Annotated in this window: 10 protein-coding genes and 2 pseudogenes; all 12 read right to left on the bottom strand. The window is 39.0% G+C overall.

Features of this window, described 5'->3' with window-relative positions:
- The coding region (locus NSB03_RS13905) for an Rpn family recombination-promoting nuclease/putative transposase (RefSeq protein ID WP_257466447.1) at positions 1-562 on the bottom strand (562 nt) is incomplete at its 3' end.
- Positions 563-658: 96 nt separating this feature from the next.
- Positions 659-1,543, bottom strand: a complete 885-nt coding sequence (locus NSB03_RS13900; RefSeq protein WP_257466446.1) for an Rpn family recombination-promoting nuclease/putative transposase — start codon at positions 1,541-1,543, stop codon at positions 659-661.
- 96 nt (positions 1,544-1,639) lie between these two features.
- Entirely contained in the window at positions 1,640-2,548 is a 909-nt protein-coding gene (locus NSB03_RS13895; protein WP_065539268.1) for an Rpn family recombination-promoting nuclease/putative transposase, read from the bottom strand.
- 1,360 nt (positions 2,549-3,908) lie between these two features.
- Positions 3,909-5,146, bottom strand: a pseudogene (locus NSB03_RS13890) (transposase); the annotation flags it as partial.
- Between the two features lie 185 nt (positions 5,147-5,331).
- Complete coding sequence (locus NSB03_RS13885; protein WP_024987784.1) at positions 5,332-6,813, bottom strand: PCMD domain-containing protein; 1,482 nt, start codon at positions 6,811-6,813, stop codon at positions 5,332-5,334.
- 205 nt (positions 6,814-7,018) lie between these two features.
- A pseudogene (locus NSB03_RS13880) lies at positions 7,019-7,318 on the bottom strand (ATP-binding protein); the annotation flags it as partial.
- A gap of 232 nt (positions 7,319-7,550) precedes the next feature.
- Positions 7,551-9,035 (bottom strand): PCMD domain-containing protein, encoded by a 1,485-nt coding sequence (locus NSB03_RS13875; protein ID WP_257466448.1) that lies wholly within the window; start codon positions 9,033-9,035, stop codon positions 7,551-7,553.
- A 113-nt stretch (positions 9,036-9,148) separates the two neighbouring features.
- On the bottom strand, positions 9,149-10,000 hold the full coding sequence (locus NSB03_RS13870) for a hypothetical protein (protein ID WP_024987782.1): 852 nt from the start codon (positions 9,998-10,000) through the stop codon (positions 9,149-9,151).
- A gap of 7 nt (positions 10,001-10,007) precedes the next feature.
- Positions 10,008-10,730 carry a hypothetical protein gene (locus tag NSB03_RS13865; RefSeq protein ID WP_024987781.1) on the bottom strand — a complete coding sequence of 241 codons (723 nt, stop codon included), beginning with the start codon at positions 10,728-10,730 and terminating at the stop codon, positions 10,008-10,010.
- Positions 10,731-10,757: 27 nt separating this feature from the next.
- Entirely contained in the window at positions 10,758-12,992 is a 2,235-nt protein-coding gene (locus NSB03_RS13860; protein ID WP_257466445.1) for a DUF4493 domain-containing protein, read from the bottom strand.
- Positions 12,993-13,009: 17 nt separating this feature from the next.
- Entirely contained in the window at positions 13,010-14,275 is a 1,266-nt protein-coding gene (locus tag NSB03_RS13855; protein ID WP_024987779.1) for a DUF4493 domain-containing protein, read from the bottom strand.
- A gap of 21 nt (positions 14,276-14,296) precedes the next feature.
- Positions 14,297-16,819, bottom strand: coding sequence for a DUF4493 domain-containing protein (locus NSB03_RS13850; RefSeq protein WP_024987778.1), 2,523 nt, complete (start codon positions 16,817-16,819; stop codon positions 14,297-14,299).
- Between the last annotated feature and the right edge of the window lie 177 nt (positions 16,820-16,996).

The following is a 16,996-nucleotide window of genomic DNA, read 5'->3' as shown; positions in this document are numbered from 1 at the left end:
TTCTGTTCAATGTTTCCATATTCTTCAGTACATAAATCCAACGATCAAAATCTGTCACACACTCCGCCTCTTCCTTCGTGAAAGAGGGAAGCTCGATGAAAATAAAACGAAGCTTGTCGGAGAATTGTTCGTGCGTGTCACGGTCAGAAAGAACGATGTCCGTACGAAGTTTGTGGGGCATATTCTCCAGCCGGAAGTTCATAAAGAAAACACCGTAAACGGCTTTCAGGTTAAAACGCCAATCGGCACCCTTCTCGCCTTGGCGGGAAACGGCATGGGAAAGATAATACAAAGCGCGTTCGCGGAAGTTGACCTGCTGGCGGTTCTGCATCTCGACAATAAACTGCTCGCCGTTCTCAGTCGTACAGTAAATGTCGTAGATGACACCACGGTCGCCCATATACTCGGGCAAGACCTCCTTATCCAGAAAAGTGATATCGGTGATGCTTTTCTCCTCCACAAGAAGGTCATTGAGAAAATCTATCAGCAAATCTTTGCTGACTTCCTGACCGAAGATTTTCTTGAAACCTACGTCCGTGAAAGGATTGATAAACTTTGCCATGGTTGCTTGATTCTATGTTTTATATCACAAAGATAATAACTGAATACGAATTATCACTATTTAAAGAGAAGATTCCCACATGAGACCAAACGATACTTATAAAGCATCGATTTCCGAATCGGAAAGTCCCGTCACCTCGCGGATAGCATCAAAGGACATGCCCATCCGTTTCAACTGACCGGCTATGATACGGCGTTCTTCAGCTTTACCTTCTGCCTTGCCTTTTGCCAGTCCCTTCTCCATCCCTTCTGCCAAACCTTCAGCTCTCCCCTTCTGCTCGGCAAACTCCATCGTCACCAGACTATCACGATACACCTTGATACTCTCGTCATACTTCACACGCTCCTCCTTGGAAAGAGAGGCGATGTCGACAATCTTTTCAAGCTTCTCGAATACCGACTTTCGCGCCTTAAAAGGCATTCTGTTCAATGTTTCCATATTCTTCAGTACATAAATCCAACGATCAAAATCTGTCACACATTCCTCCTCTTCCTTCCGGAAAGAGGGAAGCTCGATGAAAATAAAACGAAGCTTGTCGGAGAATTGTTCGTGCGTGTCACGGTCGGAAAGAACGATGTCCGTGCGAAGCTTGTGGGGCATATTCTCCAGCCGGAAGTTCATAAAGAAAACACCGTAAACGGCTTTCAAGTTGAAACGCCAGTCGGCACCCTTCTCGCCCTGACGGGAAACAGCATGGGAAAGGTAATACAAAGCACGTTCGCGGAAGTTGACCTGCTGGCGGTTCTGCATCTCGACAATAAACTGCTCACCGCTCTCAGTCGTACAGTAAATGTCGTAGATGACACCACGGTCGCCCATATACTCTGGGAGAATCTCTTTATCGAGAAAAGTGATATCAGTGATGCTCTTTTCGTCCACTAGAAGGTCATTGAGAAAATCTATCAGCAAGTCCTTGCTGACTTCCTGACCGAAGATTTTCTTGAAACCTACGTCCGTGAAAGGGTTGATAAACTTTGCCATGATTGCTTGATTCTATGTTTTATATCACAAAGATAATAACTGAATACGAATTATCACTATTTAAAGAGAAGATTCCCACATGAGACCAAACGATACTTATAAAGCATCGATTTCCGAATCGGAAAGTCCCGTCACCTCGCGGATAGCATCAAAGGACATGCCCATCCGTTTCAACTGACCGGCTATGATACGGCGTTCTTCCGCTTTACCTTCTGCCTTGCCTTTCGCCAGTCCCTTCTCCATCCCTTTCTCTAGTCCTTTCGCCATCCCTTCCGCCAAGCCTTCGGCTCTCCCCTTCTGCTCGGCAAACTCCATGGTCACCAGACTATCACGATACACCTTGATGCTCTCGTCATACTTCATACGCTCTTCCTTGGAAAGAGAGGCGATGTCGACAATCTTTTCAAGCTTCTCGAATACCGACTTTCGCGCCTTAAAAGGCATTCTGTTCAATGTTTCCATATTCTTCAGTACATAAATCCAACGTTCAAAATCTGTCACGCATTCCTCCTCTTCCTTCGTAAAAGAGGGAAGCTCGATGAAAATAAAACGAAGCTTGTCGGAGAATTGTTCGTGCGTGTCACGGTCGGAAAGAACGATGTCCGTGCGAAGCTTGTGGGGCATATCCTCCAGACGGAAGTTCATAAAGAAAACACCATAAACGGCTTTCAAGCTGAAACGCCAGTCGGCACCCTTCTCCCCTTGGCGAGAAACGGCATGGGAAAGATAATACAAAGCGCGTTCGCGGAAATTAACCTGCTGGCGGTTCTGCATCTCGACGATAAACTGCTCGCCGTTCTCGGTCGTACAGTAAATGTCGTAGATGACACCACGGTCGCCCATATACTCGGGCAAGACCTCCTTATCCAGAAAAGTGATGTCAGTGATGCTCTTTTCGTCCACTAGAAGGTCATTGAGAAAATCTATCAGCAAGTCCTTGCTGACTTCCTGACCGAAGATTTTCTTGAAACCGACGTCCGTGAAAGGATTGATATATTTTGCCATTATGGTATAAGTTTATCTGTTGGATTTCACAAAGATAACGCTTGAAAATGAATTATCACAATTTAAAAGAAGATTTTTGCTACCGTGTGATTCTGTGATTATTCATTATCTTCTCAATCAACTGTCGCATTTATAACTTAAACTTAAGGTCAACTCTCTACAAAATAAAAAAAATGAAAATTATCTGTCATCTGTCACACATTGGTACATAATCATCTGATTACAAACATTTAATCGTGTGACAGCACGTGGTGACAGCAAGGTAACGGCAATTTTGCTGTCACACATGCAATCATGATGTATCATAATCAACAGCCTGTCAGATATTAATCATTGAGAGGATCAGGCATTAATTGAGTATCGGTTTTAGAATCTGTTTAAACCTTTCTTCAATAATAATTTTATAGCTGATATTTTAACCGAATGCTTTTTTCACAATCCACCTTTTGTAAACAGGTCTGCATCCCTGTTTTTTTATATGCACTATGTATGGATAACTACTTATCAGAGATGGGAACTTTCTTAAAATTTTTATTTCACCCCTTTTGAAACAAGCTCTTCTCATCACGTCTGTCTATAGTCAGCAGAAAAGGTATTAACAGTTGCGTTCTTGGCTGTTAACGAAAAATTTCCTACCCATTAAATATAAACTTCCTCTGGATAGGAAGGAAACTTTCTTTTCATTCGATGCAAACTATAAACGCAAGCTTTGATTATATAATTGCAAGTTGCGTTTTTATAATCAAAGCCTTTGTTTTTATAAACGAAGCTTGCGTTTATAGATTACGGTTAACGAAGAATAAGTTTACATGCTGATAATAAGAAGTTTACAATTAATGAATGAGAACTTTTTTATTAATGAATGAAAAGTGGGTTATTAAGAGCCTGCTCCGAGTTTTGCCCGACACAGTTTTGAGAGTTGCTTTCGAGTATATTTTCTGTTGTTGTGAGGAGCATGACGGAAACTATGTGACGAATAAAAACTGGTCGGTAAAGCCTATCTAACACAATCTCAGGAAAATTTAAACAGGCTCTTAATCATTAAACAAGATCAATTCTATACTTTTCATGTTCTTTTTTTAAGATTTTCCCTATATTTCATACAAAAATAAGACACCTTTCTCATATAAACATATAAAGTTCATGTTTAATATACCCACCCTTAAAATATCTCTTCCAACCAAAATGAGCAATCGTTATATAAACAACATAGAAAAGAGGGTTCCGAAAAGGGTACCCTTCATCTTTTTTATAGCTTTTATGTGTGTTGCGTACTTTTTTGCCCAACTATAAAAATTGCGACTATCCAACTTATATTTCTCTCTAAACTGTCGTTATAAACTGCTCCATTTCCCTTTTTCTTAGTCTTTTTCCCCTTGGCTATCATTTTTCCAATGTTGAAGGCAATAGCTAAGATACCAAAGTCCATGACAATCTTATCAAAGCCTACATGCCTGAATCTCTTATATCCCTTATTCCATTTTATTTGCCCAAAGACTGCTTCTACCTCCACCGGTCTTTTGCTTCTATGTTTGAGCCCTTCCGGTGAAATGAGCCTCTCTCGTGCCAGTTGCTTGTATCGTCTTAATTTATGGTTAACTCTGATCTCTCTATTTCCTTTTCCCTTGTGATATTTATTCCGCAGAGGACATTCCTTGCAGTCTGCGGCACGGTAAACGCTTATTTCACTTTCATACCCATTATCATTGACAGTCCGGGTTTTGTAAGCAAGCTTCATATGCTGTCCCATTGGGCATACAAAGTAATCATCCGATTCGTTATAGTATAAATTCTCTTGTTTAGAGATATCCCCTTTCCATTTCTTAGTTTGCTCCACATGAAAATAATTATACTTCACATAAGCGCTTATACCAAAGTATCCCATAAACTCATAATTCTCTTCGCTTCCATATCCGGCATCCGCGCAAACCTCCTTCATCAAACGGTTGTATCTCAGCCAACCATATAATAGAAATGGAATTAGCGTTAAGGTATCACCGGGATTGTGAGAGAAAGCATAATTTGTTATAAACTGGTTTTCGGTAGATATCTGCAGATTATATCCCGGTTTAAGTTGTCCGTTTTTCATGTGATCTTCTTTCATGCGCATGAAAGTAGCATCAGGATCTGTTTTGGAATAGCTGTTTCTTTCCTGCATCGTATCCAGGTGCTTCTCATAATCTTGCAGTTTGGGAAGATGTTCTTCCTTAAGTTTCTTAATCTGACGAAGCTCACGTTTGCCGCGGTTCTCAAGATTGATAGCATCTATTTTTTCCTTCTGTGAATGCACCCTTTCAAACGTTTGCTACGAAAATCATTGATAGTACGAAAGTCGGGAGTTGATTTACCCGAAAGCCACATATAAAGGATGTTCTCCTGAAGTAGGCGAGCTATCTTACGACAGGAATAAACATTGTTAAGGTAGGCGAAGAATAATACCTTTAGAAGCATACGGGGATAATAAGCTGGACAACCGCCACCGTTATAAGTAGACAGCAACGGACTAATGTCAAGGTCATCAACGATCCGATTGACAAGCCTGACCGGAGCATCCGAAGCAATATTTTCATCAAGACGCGAAGGAAATAGTACTCCCATGCCTTGAGAACACTCCTTAAATTGTATATTTGTTCACCCGATTAACATGCTCTAAGATAAGAATTTTAGAGCAAATAAAAAAGTCTGAGCTTGGGAAAGTTCAGACTTTTGCACAAATAAATAGAGGGTACCCTTTTCGGACACCCTCTTTTTAACATAAGCATTATTTCACTTACGCAATAATTCTATTCACATACAACTTCAAATTCATCCACAATCAAAGTACTACCACCGGCACCTTTAAATGAATCACCATCTTTACTTGAAGAGCAAACTATAGCAAATTTATATTTGCTATTTCGGTCATACTCTTGTAAATATTCAAATTCAATGTTAAAAGGAGTATATTCTTTAATATCCTCAACGATAATATTAGCAACAGCAACTCTTAATTCCGAAGTGTTCACATCGTGACCTGTCAATACAATCTCTTTACCATCCTCACCTGTTTGCACTTTATACAATATGGCTTGAATCTGTCCTTTATCTTTAATATCAACCGGTTTTACATCCTCATGATTAGAAGCGTCAAGATAATTAGAACCTGATTCATATTTATAAACACCCTTAAAACGAAGCGGTTTTCCACCTAAACCAACTGTTTCTGCATCAAGACCAAATTTAGTACAACTCAACCTATCACCTTGCAAAGCAGGCATCATATCAAATTTACCAATAAAAATAGAACCGGCAGTAATCTTCGGAACTAATGAACTTGGCTCATTTGGATATTCAAAAGTTATCAATTTAGCCGCATACGTACCATCCTCTCTAGTTTCTTTTCTCAACAAAGTACCACCTAAAAAACCTGCTCCAGCAGCACTTCCTGCCCACAAATCTTTGGGTAACAGTTCATCATTCTTAGTACCTTCCTTCCATTCTTCAAAAGAATATTTCAATACACTGCGAGTACCTTCTACAAAAGCCGTATAAACTTTCACGGTTCCATCTTCCGCCATCACAGTATAAGTCACTTTCTTATTATTCGAGAAGTCCTGTTCTACACCGGAAGCCGGAGTAATAGTTGCTCCTTCAGATATTTCAATAATAGGAGTAAACTTGAAAGATGCTGCCTTCTCATTAACAGCAAAAACAATCGTACCAGCTTCTTCATTTATAACTGGTTGTTCTACCACTGCCTCATCGTCAATGATGAAACTTGCAATCTTAGCTTCACTACTTTCCGAACCTGTCAATTTAGTACCTTCATATACCACTTTCACAGCCTGTTCCAAATCACCCAATTTGGCAGCGATATCCAAATCAACTACTACTTTATTACCAGAGATATGTCCTTGGGCATTAATATCACCAGTCAAATTATATTGTGTCACATTCAAGACTTGCTTTCCTGTAAAACGATAGCTGTTTCCATCTTTCTCCAAAGCACAATCAGTCAAAGCAATAGTACCCAAGTCCATTCCCATAAAATTGAAATCCTTCAATTCCATATTAACAGAAGCATCTCCTGCCTTAGATATTGTTATATTTTTAGGAATATCAGATCCTATTGTAGTTCCATCCAAAGAAATATCCAATGTTCCTTTATAAACTCCGGCAATTTCAGCATCTATAGGATAAACAACAGCATCGTCATCGTCACTACATCCCGTAAACAAAGTCACAGAACAAACGAGCATAAACAAATACAACAAACTTTTCTTCATAATTTTCATTGTTAGTTAATAATCTTTTTTTCGATAAAAAATCGAGTGCAAAGTAATGACTTTGCATTTACCCTCGCAAGGTCTATTCTTTGTATTTTATGTTCTATTTTTAAGATTTGTATGCCAGACTTCCCATTTTTAACCCCAAAATGAGATAGTTTTTTCAAGACAAACCTATATTTAACCGATTGGTATCGACTGATTTCATTTCAAACGTATAACCATCCATACTAAAATCCGAAACAGAGGAAGTCACAACATCATGATTGACCCTCATTGGGTTGAAAAAGAAAGTTTCACGAACATTCCCAATCTCCGACTGTTCTCCTCCAAGATTGTATATCAGATTGGTATTATCAAGATATATCTTATCTACTTTCCCCAATCCGCGTATTCCTTCCGTATCATCACGAAGCTGGGCTATCAGCCCGGCTTCTTCAATATAAAGACAATAATCCGCCACGCTGTTGCGGCTCACATTGAGGGCGGTAGCTATACTACTGATCCTACACCACGAGGGGTACTTTGTTCTTCAAACAGAACTCCAGTATGGACTCGCCTTGTGGCATGGCTTCCGCTTTGTAGCGGATGAACAGCCTTTCGAAATCACTGCTGCTATACATATGTTTTTAGTTTTGGATTACAGCAGCGAAAGTCAGTGTTATTATGGTTGGGAGCAATACGTCATGTCGGACGCTTACAACGCTTTGTTTCATTAGAAGGACACAATTTTGAAACTAATCATCATAATCGTATTTCAAACTAAAATCATCTACCCATAAAGTACTGCCATCTCCCCCGGTAAAGTAGTCACCATACTTACTTGCCGTACATACTAACACCAGATATTTAGGAACACGACTAGTAGAACGATAAACTAAAGGTAAATCCAACTCTGTGTATTGAGGTATAGTTTTTCCGGAAATGAATTCCGCATAAGCAATGATATTCGGGTCATTCTTATCGAATAATTTACGCTCACTCTTCTTAGTTCGAATTTCCACAGGTTCATCCCAATCACCTAAAGCTACATAAATATAACAAGAATCAGGTCGACCTTTCAAATAACTGAATTCAGAAGTTGATTTGTCGATAATTACGCTTGTATATTTAATATGTCCTTTCAGACGAGTGGGACGTTCTGTAAATGGCTTGCCAAAACTAAGCACTCCATCAGTAACATCTGTTCTCAAATAATCTCCGACAAACAAGTTACCAGCAGCAAATTTCAATACAATATAAACAGATTTCAACTGTGCAGCCTTACCCGAGCCATTCCATGTATCAAACACCGGAATCGTATTACTGGTGCCAACAGTAGTAGCACCTTTGTTACCCGTATCCCAATACCCTTTCTCCATCCCTTCTGCCCATGGTTTCCAAAGTATCTTGTTATTGCCCTTATCCTCTTTGCTCCAATCCTCGAACAAACCGCCCGGAATTTCTACCGCTTTTCCTGTTGTAAAGGAAAGTTCTGTACCATAGTCAGTTCCAGAATAAGCTCGGCAAATATATTCTGTCTCCGCCTTTAGGTGTGGAACACAAGCCGTAAATGCCGCTCCATCAAATGTTATATAAGATTTATCTACTTTTTGCCATTCAAGTGCGGAAGTCTCACGGATTTCAAACCCATTATCCTCTCCTTCAAGCCCTTCACCATATAACCATGCTACATTCACCCATCCATCGGCCTGCTTCGTTTCAGCATTTTTATCTTTACGATAAGCACGCACTTCCCATTCTTCTTCAAAGGAATCTTTATATTTCACCAAGATTTTGGCAGAAGCGTAATTGGAATATACAGTCCAATTCAAAGAAGGTATTTCAGTACTTCCATTATAAGTAGCTCCTACCGGTCCCAACTTCAGTTCAAGCAATTGCAGCTCTTTCCACTTTGTGTCTTTTGTCACATATGCCACAGCCAACCGCTGTTCTTCATTAATATCAGATACCCCAACTTGATTTTGGAGTTTATAAGTTCGATCTATATTACGCTTGGCAAGGATACTCCACTGATAATTTTGATAAAGTGACAATGTTACTTTATAAGGACTCGTCAAATCAATAATATCGTTCACCGCAAGTGTACTTTCAGCACCTTCCGTCACAGTGAAAGCAGTAACCTGAACTTTTTTCAAATCCTGCGTCTCTTCTATATTAAGTGTGACTGTACGGTTTTCTTCGGAAACAAGAGCATTCCCTTGCTGTCCAGTCACATGCATTTCTATAATAGATAATGCAATCTGCGGATATCCTATATCATTTTTGATACAGCTTTGCAGTAAACATACGATTACTGCACTAAGAGATAAATTATATATAATACGCATCACCATTACATGCAAAAAGTTAAACCAATATTTATATTAAACAGATTGATCTTAAAATCAGCACCGCTAGACCGTCGTTTTCCAGTTTCTCCCAAATTATTGCTTTGTTTCTCCAATCTATATTTGAAACCCACTACTCCAAAAGAAAGCTCTGCACAAACATTCTGTGTTATAAAAACAGAGATGCCCGGATTGATACCCAAATGCAATTCATTTATCGTTGTATCCGTCCGCTTATATTCCGCTCCTTCTCCTCTGGCAAAACTCGATGTCCCATTCAAATACGTTAATGTCGTCTCATTAAATAATCCGAATAATTTTCCCCTATCAAGCCCGACATACGAACGGTGGAACAAGCCAAAGGAATACAAGTCTTCCGCATATCTCATATTACTCAATGAGAAATCCGACTCTTCATCAATATTAAGCGATATATTTCCTAAATCAGCAATTGTATGATTATATCCGAGCTTCATTCCGACTACAACATTATCCTTCACTGCATAACCAACAAAAGGCTTAACTGAAAACATTTTAAAGTTACAATCAAAATCCTTCAGCATAGAAAACAGCAAACGGCTGTCATCACTATCAAAATTAACATAGGAGAAGGTAAGACCACCAATCCATTTTTTCTTAGGAATAAACCGATAACTTACAATTCCACGATCAAAGCGTCCGATTGGTTTGATATGAATCAAGTTAGTGTTCTCTACAACATCTTTCTTCCTCTCCAATTCCGCTTTATCCAAATAAATGGTATCACGTATTATAACTGTATCCCGTTGTTGTGCCGAAAGTGTCTGTACTCCAGCCAACACAACCATTACACATATATAGATTAATCGACTCATTATTTCTTTCTTATAAGTAGAATGCTATACCTAATCCAATAGAGAATAGGTTAATTTTAAAGTTTGCCGCACTCGACGAACGCTCTCCGACATACACTTGATCTGTAGTTTGTTTTACCTTACTAAAATCCAATCCAAGAACCCCAACACTGACCTCAACTGCCGTAAAATTATTTATAAACGCAACAATACCGGGAGCGACTCCCAAGCCAAAATCTGTAGTTTTTGAATACGTTCCGCTTAGTGAAGTATTATCCTTTGTGACTACTTTAGACTGGCTTCCACCAACCTCCAACCTGGTTTCAGCGAAAAGAGCAAAACGTTTGCTCGTCCCTATGTTGATATAATTTCGAAGAATTCCAATGGCACTGTACGTGTGCTTCAATTGATACATATCATTCACATCAAACTTGGTATCTTCGTCAAGATTCAGAGTCACTCCATCCAATTTTGTCAATGTACGTCCATAAGAGAAACGTCCTCCGGCAGCCACATTATCTTTAAATGCATAACAAAACATCGGACTCACCTTAAAGGTATATCCATCTGAATTGAAACCATCAATTACCAGAAACTGATAGTTCTGCTCGTTATGTTCGGAATAAGAAACCGAACTGCCAACAATCCATTGCCCTTTCGGAACAAAGGTGTGAGCCTCTATATTACGTTTAAACTCTTGTGCCTGAGCAGTCATACCCACTATCAACAAGAGATATATTAAAATCTTTTTCACGTGCAATATTTATTTGATAATCAATGGTTAATACACTAGTTCTACATCATCTATCCACATTATACTCCCCACAGCTCCGGCAAAATAATCTCCATAGCGACTAGAAGAAGCAACCATCACGATATATTTGGGCAAACGGGTGTTATCTCGATAATCCAAAGGAATGATAATCTCCGCCATTTCAGTGTCTCCGCCAACATCCTCCGTAAAAATACGCTCTCCATAGGCAATTATATTCTCATCATTCGGATCAAAAGTGCGTGTGTTTTCCGGATGATTAAAATCCGTCTGTGCAACGACAGCCCATTCATATCCCGAAATATATTCACTACCCGTTCCGGGCCAATCACCTACAGCCACATAAATGATTCCCTGATCCGGCTCCCCTGAAATAAGTCCTTGTTCAGGCAAGGCGTTGTTAGTTACTACTTCAGGACGATACTTAACATAGACACGTAAAGCTGACGGACGGGCTGTAAAAGGACGCCCCCAACCTAAGACACCATTTCCTTTCAATCCATCCATTATGGTTTTCAAATATCTTCCGGCAAACAGATTACCTGCTGCAAACTGTCCGATTCCAAGAACTTTGGCATCTGTTGAAGTTAACTTAGCAGAATATGTTCCACTATGTTTAATAGAAGCATCAGCAACCGTAATATCGACACTCGCAGATTTGGAACCATGATTTCCTGAATCCCAAAAAATATCACTTTCGGCAGATGAAGTCGCAATATAGGCAGGCATACTTCCCGACCAATATTCAAAACCACTATTTTCCAGTTGCAATGCTTTTTCCGTAGTAAACGTACAGACAACTGTAGATAGCACATCACCATCCATTAATTGATATTCATATTTCGTGTCAGAAAGCAATCCCGTCACAGCAGACGCGCTCTGAACATTCTGCCCGTCACGAACAGCATCTACTATTTTCCATTCTTGCTCATCCGCCTTACGATAGCGGAAGGCCAATGCACCTTGTGGCTCACGACCGGGAAGAACAGTACCATACAGAGTAGCTTTTGTTGCCCACACTTCATAGACCGGAACAGGTTCTGTTTGTACGGTAGCATCCGAAACTACCATCTTCCAGTTTGCTGTACGCATCTTATTATTTGCATCTGTCGCAGTCAGGCTAATTGCATAAGCACCTTCGTTAACCGTATATTTCCGAATCAAATCAGCAGACAGAATCAGATTCAATGCATATCCTTTGGATTCTGCTTTTTCATCAATCAGTATTCCACCTTCTGTCAACTGAGTTTTTTGTTCCTCTGTCAGATTTTTCAAGTCAAAAGAGTTTTCACTTGTTGCCAAGAATTCAGGAAACTGTTCAGATGAAAGAAGCACTTGTTGCAAAGCAGAAGAGCCGGTAATATTTATAGTAACATCCGAACCACTTTCAGTAGCGACATAACTTGTGGCATCCAGATTGAAGATTTCATCTCCATATGCAGCAGTAAATACCGGGCGACGGTAATACACAACCTCTTCTTCAATGATTTCCAACGGAGTGGCATCCACTCGTAAATGTAAAATAGCCCCTCCGGTATCAGGATTTCCCACCTCAATATCCTTATATTCATAAGTCAACTGATAAAGAGTGGCTGCTTTCGCTTGTGGAATAGTATCAACCTGTGTGTACGGACGTCCTGCAATATCAGTTGCCGAAAATGTGCAAAACAAAGTATCGCAATCGGCTGGAAGAGAGAAATATCCCATTGCTTCCAAATTATCCGCATTAAAATCCAATATTCCATTTTCTGCCTTTACGGCTATTGACACAGCATATTCTTCTTTAAAAACAGTTTTCAAAGATTCACCGAAAGCAACTTTTGTTACTGTGTTCGCAATATTACATATCACATCTACCGGGGTTACTTTTGCTCTCTCTACAGTGAAAGGTTCAACTCCCTCATAGAACTTTTTGGTAAACGATGCAGCCACAGAATCCCCGGCAGTCACCCGTACACGGTATTCGCCGGAAGGCAATGTTATCCCTTCTTCCGGAAGTTCTGCCGTACCCAAGTATTTACGAATCAACTTATCCGTATCATAAATTCGAATTTTACAATCTTTTACCAAGGCACTTTCTTCATCGGCAGTCAGAGAACGAGTAACAACTACCTGCAAGTCATTTTTCATCTGTACCCCCAAACGAAGCGTACCTTCTCCACCATAGCCTACATTTTCATCACTCTGACAACCACTTAAAGCCAACAGAGATAAAATGATATACTTATTAATCTTTTTCATCATACTCCTTTACCTCACTTTTACTTGGTATTCAATGTCAAGGTAGCTGTAGCAGATGCATTTGTTACATCTTTCACCGTAATCTTAAACTGATGCATGCCATGATATACCTGCAACAGTGGAACAAATTTTGTAATATTAAAAGGTACCGTCTCTGTTGTTTTCACTTCATCTCCAACCGGGAAACCTAATGAAATCAAGTTATTTTTATGGTCCTCATCTGCCGGCGGGTTTGCCAAATCAAAGGACGTAGTACCAAATAATTCTACTACAGCCGCCACAAAATCGTTATCAGAACTTGTAATCTCCACAATCACATTCTTTATTCCTCTGGAAGCCAACAAATTCACAACAACAGGACCATCAACCTCTTCATTATAGTCATTTGCATCAATTGGAGTATTCAAATCAAAATTCTTATTACCACTTGTCACAGTAGGGTCAGTACCTTCCTTATCTCCTCCTGATGGAAAGTCGTCTATTCCCTCTTCCTCTCCGGGATGAACAGAACCATCCAACTCTACAATATCACAAGTAACATCATACTCAACAGACGGATTGGCAGCTCCTCCTGTTCCCGGATCACCATTGGCATCCCGCAATGTATAAGTAATAATCAATTGAGAACCCATATTTATATTGAGAAAAGATTTATTAATTGGCACATCTAGTTCATCATCAAGCTCACCTATAAAGTTCGCATCAATTACATTACCACTCACTTCCGCAGGAAAATAACCGGCACGAGTTTCATCTTTTTCAAAATTAAGAGAGTATTTATTATTAACAGTAACTTTAATATTAGCCTCATCCCCCAACAATTTCCTGAAATTCTCATCATATTGGATAGTCACCATGATACAATTCAATGTACAGTTAACCGTTTCAAGATTAGTAATCTGATCTTTCTGAATCTCAAAATTCTTCGATCCTTCACAATAGGGTTCATCAAATAAAGCTATGCCAACATTAGGAGCATGAGCTATCACTTTATATTTTCCCACCTTTAACTGAAAAATCTCAGGAAGCTCACTATATTTCCATTCCGAAACCAAAGTTTCATCTTCTGCATTATAGATGCCTACTATATAATTACTGGGATCTACTGTTTCAGCACGAGATACCGGAGTAGCATTTACATTTACCGACAGTCCCATAGAAGCCAAATTCACTTGTCCATAATCATTGGACTCTTTTCCAAAATCCATGTTTTCGCGATCACAAGCTGACATTAATATTATCAAAACAGTCAGCAACAAATATGTCGGATGAATTATTTTTTTCATATCATTTTTATTTAATGTAAATTAGTTTGCATATTCTAAAACCAGATCATCGATAACCAAAACATTACCTATAGCTCTAGTATCTCCATATCCAGCAAAGAGTCCTAAACTGCCACTATATCCGTTCACAGATGGCGTAGAAGCAGTACTTGCCAAAAACTCAACAGATATGTGTGTCGGTGAAAGTTGAATATTCTTATATTCAATACCAACTATTCCCTGAGTGTCAACAGGAGTAGCCATTGAACTCGTCAATTCCAACATACCTTCACCTAATACAACAATACTTCCATCGTCTTCACGATGTTCTATTTTCACAACAGCAGAAGCAGATTCACCATTTATAGAATGAAAACGATAAATAAATGACATCTGAGTAGGACGAGAACTAAATATATGTCCATATTGTTCTCCTGATTGTTTATCATATTGACCTATAAACAAACAACCTGATGTTTTCTTTCTACAATTAGGAGAATTCTTTTTAGAACAAGTACTTCCTGCCCCCCAGCCTACAACAGCTATTTCTGCAGAATACTCACCGTTACACGGTTTATTCGAAATTCCTATTTTTGAGCTAGCAGAATGGTTAGAATTAACATAGGTAGTACTCAGATGATATCTATAAAAATAAGATTGATCATCGGATTCAGCTGTACTCAAATCGTTGCGTGTTGCCCACCACGGCTCATTTTCACCTTCTAAATAAGGATATGCAGTATATATTTCCTGATTTCCATTACTAATACCACTTATTTTATCTGATTTCCATACAAACTTCTCATACCATTGTTCAAAGTTTGAATTAGGTATCTGTAATTCACTTTCCGTATTAATTTCCAATTCATCAGAAGCTGCAACAATATCTCCTTCCAAATCCTTTTTCACAATACGAAGATCTATTTTCTCCCCTGCAGGCAATCCGGTCATGGACACAGAAGTATTATCAACACTATAAACCGGATTTATTTCTTTCCCGTCATTAAAACATAAAAATTCCCAACCGTCCTCAATACTTTTGTCCACTTGTACTGTTGCTTTCTTTGTCCAAACATCACCAGGATAAGCCAGACTAAGTGTATACAATGGAGCTTCAACAGTACTTTCTACCGACTTCATCCGACGAAGGTAGTTAGCCTCTATTTGCATTATGGAAGTCTGTGACTCAGGCAAAACAAAAGTCAGTTGATGTTGTTCCTTATCAGAGTTTATTTTCTTTGGAGTAATAGCTTGCTTGCTATCACCTACCTTCAACCAATAATTAACTTTTAATGGATCTCCATCAAGCGTCATATTCACATTCACTTTGGTCGTACCATAAGCAATTGTAGGTCCAGTAGTAATTGCAAACTTATTATCCAGACTATTCACTTTGAGAGTCAACGGTTCTTCATTGGTTTTTGAAAGTATATCAACCGCATTTAAAGTGAAAAGATGTTCTGCGTCCCCTTCTTTATATTCCAAGAAAGGGATAACATCCGTAAAATCAATCATCGCTATCTTATCCTTCTTGTCACTTAGACCTACGATTTTCAATCCTAACTCTTGCATTTTTTCTAAAATATCGGCAGGCACATTAGCCAAGTCCACCGACTCCGGCCATCCTTGCTCAATCAAAGTATTGGAGTGAGTTGTCAAATTACAATGGGCAATCCCACCAGCCGCATTCAAATATGCGTAAATCTGTGATGATTCTGCACTTTTACCTTCAACAACAGACAATGCTTCTGTCCCAAATCCATTCGCTTTCAGATAAGGAGCCGGAGCACTTAACGCTTCGTCAGAAACATCAATTGTTATTGGTTCCTGATTTGGAATATCGTCACTGAACGATATATTCAACATTGATGAACCTGCATCCACATCAAGTGTCAAAATATAAGCATGACGGGCTTCTGCTAAAAAAGTTTTTGCTTGCACAGTCACTTCCTGACTGCTACCTTGCTTTTTGCGAAATGTGGTACGGACTTGCAGCTCTCCCGGTTTAAAATATCCATAGCGTTCTTCCGACTGTTCAAACTTTACTATGTTATTTAAAGAAGAAGTAACTTCGGAAGAGTAGGAAGAAAAGAATTCTTTAAAAGCATCCGTATAAGTAATCTTTAGTTTTGCATTCGCTAAATAGCAAGTCACTTTCACATTAGTCGTTTTTCCTTTCGATATAGTAAACGATTGATTACCTTCAAAATATGGTAATTCAAATCCTTCATTTTCGACATCACTATACGAAGCAACCGCTGTATAATTTCCCGAACGAAGTGTCAGTTCATCATCCGCAAAAAAATCCGCCAAAGTAGCCCATTTTCCACGAAGAGTTTCTCCTTTAAATATGGAAAAAGAGAAATCATTTACATCAGGAACTCCCTGTTCTGTTCCGTCACCCACCCGGGTATTGGTTCCCACTACCACCTCGGGATTTGCATTAACCTGTACATGTAATGTCCCACTTCCTTCACTACCTTCATCACGTTCTGAAGAACAAGAAAAAAACAGAGACAAAAGACATATACAAAAAGCTAGTTTCACTAGTTGTCTGTTACTCATCTCTCTAGAATCTCTAAAATATATAAAACTGGACACAAAAATACAGTTTTACTTTTTTATAATAAAGTATCCAAAGAAAGTTTTATTTCCAAATATGAAAATAGGAACACAATTAGCATATTACATCTAAAAAACAGACCACTTTAAGGAGGGAAAACACAAAAGTTCTGTTTTTCA

It is taken from the genome of Bacteroides acidifaciens (assembly GCF_024623065.1).
Taxonomy (GTDB): Bacteria; Bacteroidota; Bacteroidia; order Bacteroidales; family Bacteroidaceae; genus Bacteroides; species Bacteroides acidifaciens.
The sequence above is the reverse complement of the archived record's forward strand: the minus strand, read 5'-3'. Positions and strand labels throughout refer to the sequence as shown.

What these genes read in the sequence shown, in the direction of transcription:
- NSB03_RS13855 (WP_024987779.1), bottom strand. Translation starts at nt 14,275, where the DNA reads ATGAAAAAAATAATTCATCCGACATATTTGTTGCTGACTGTTTTGATA.
- NSB03_RS13875 (WP_257466448.1), bottom strand. Translation starts at nt 9,035, where the DNA reads ATGCATGTGACTGGACAGCAAGGGAATGCTCTTGTTTCCGAAGAAAAC.
- NSB03_RS13850 (WP_024987778.1), bottom strand. Translation starts at nt 16,819, where the DNA reads ATGAGTAACAGACAACTAGTGAAACTAGCTTTTTGTATATGTCTTTTG.
- NSB03_RS13895 (WP_065539268.1), bottom strand. Translation starts at nt 2,548, where the DNA reads ATGGCAAAATATATCAATCCTTTCACGGACGTCGGTTTCAAGAAAATC.
- NSB03_RS13885 (WP_024987784.1), bottom strand. Translation starts at nt 6,813, where the DNA reads ATGAAGAAAAGTTTGTTGTATTTGTTTATGCTCGTTTGTTCTGTGACT.
- NSB03_RS13860 (WP_257466445.1), bottom strand. Translation starts at nt 12,992, where the DNA reads ATGATGAAAAAGATTAATAAGTATATCATTTTATCTCTGTTGGCTTTA.
- NSB03_RS13900 (WP_257466446.1), bottom strand. Translation starts at nt 1,543, where the DNA reads ATGGCAAAGTTTATCAACCCTTTCACGGACGTAGGTTTCAAGAAAATC.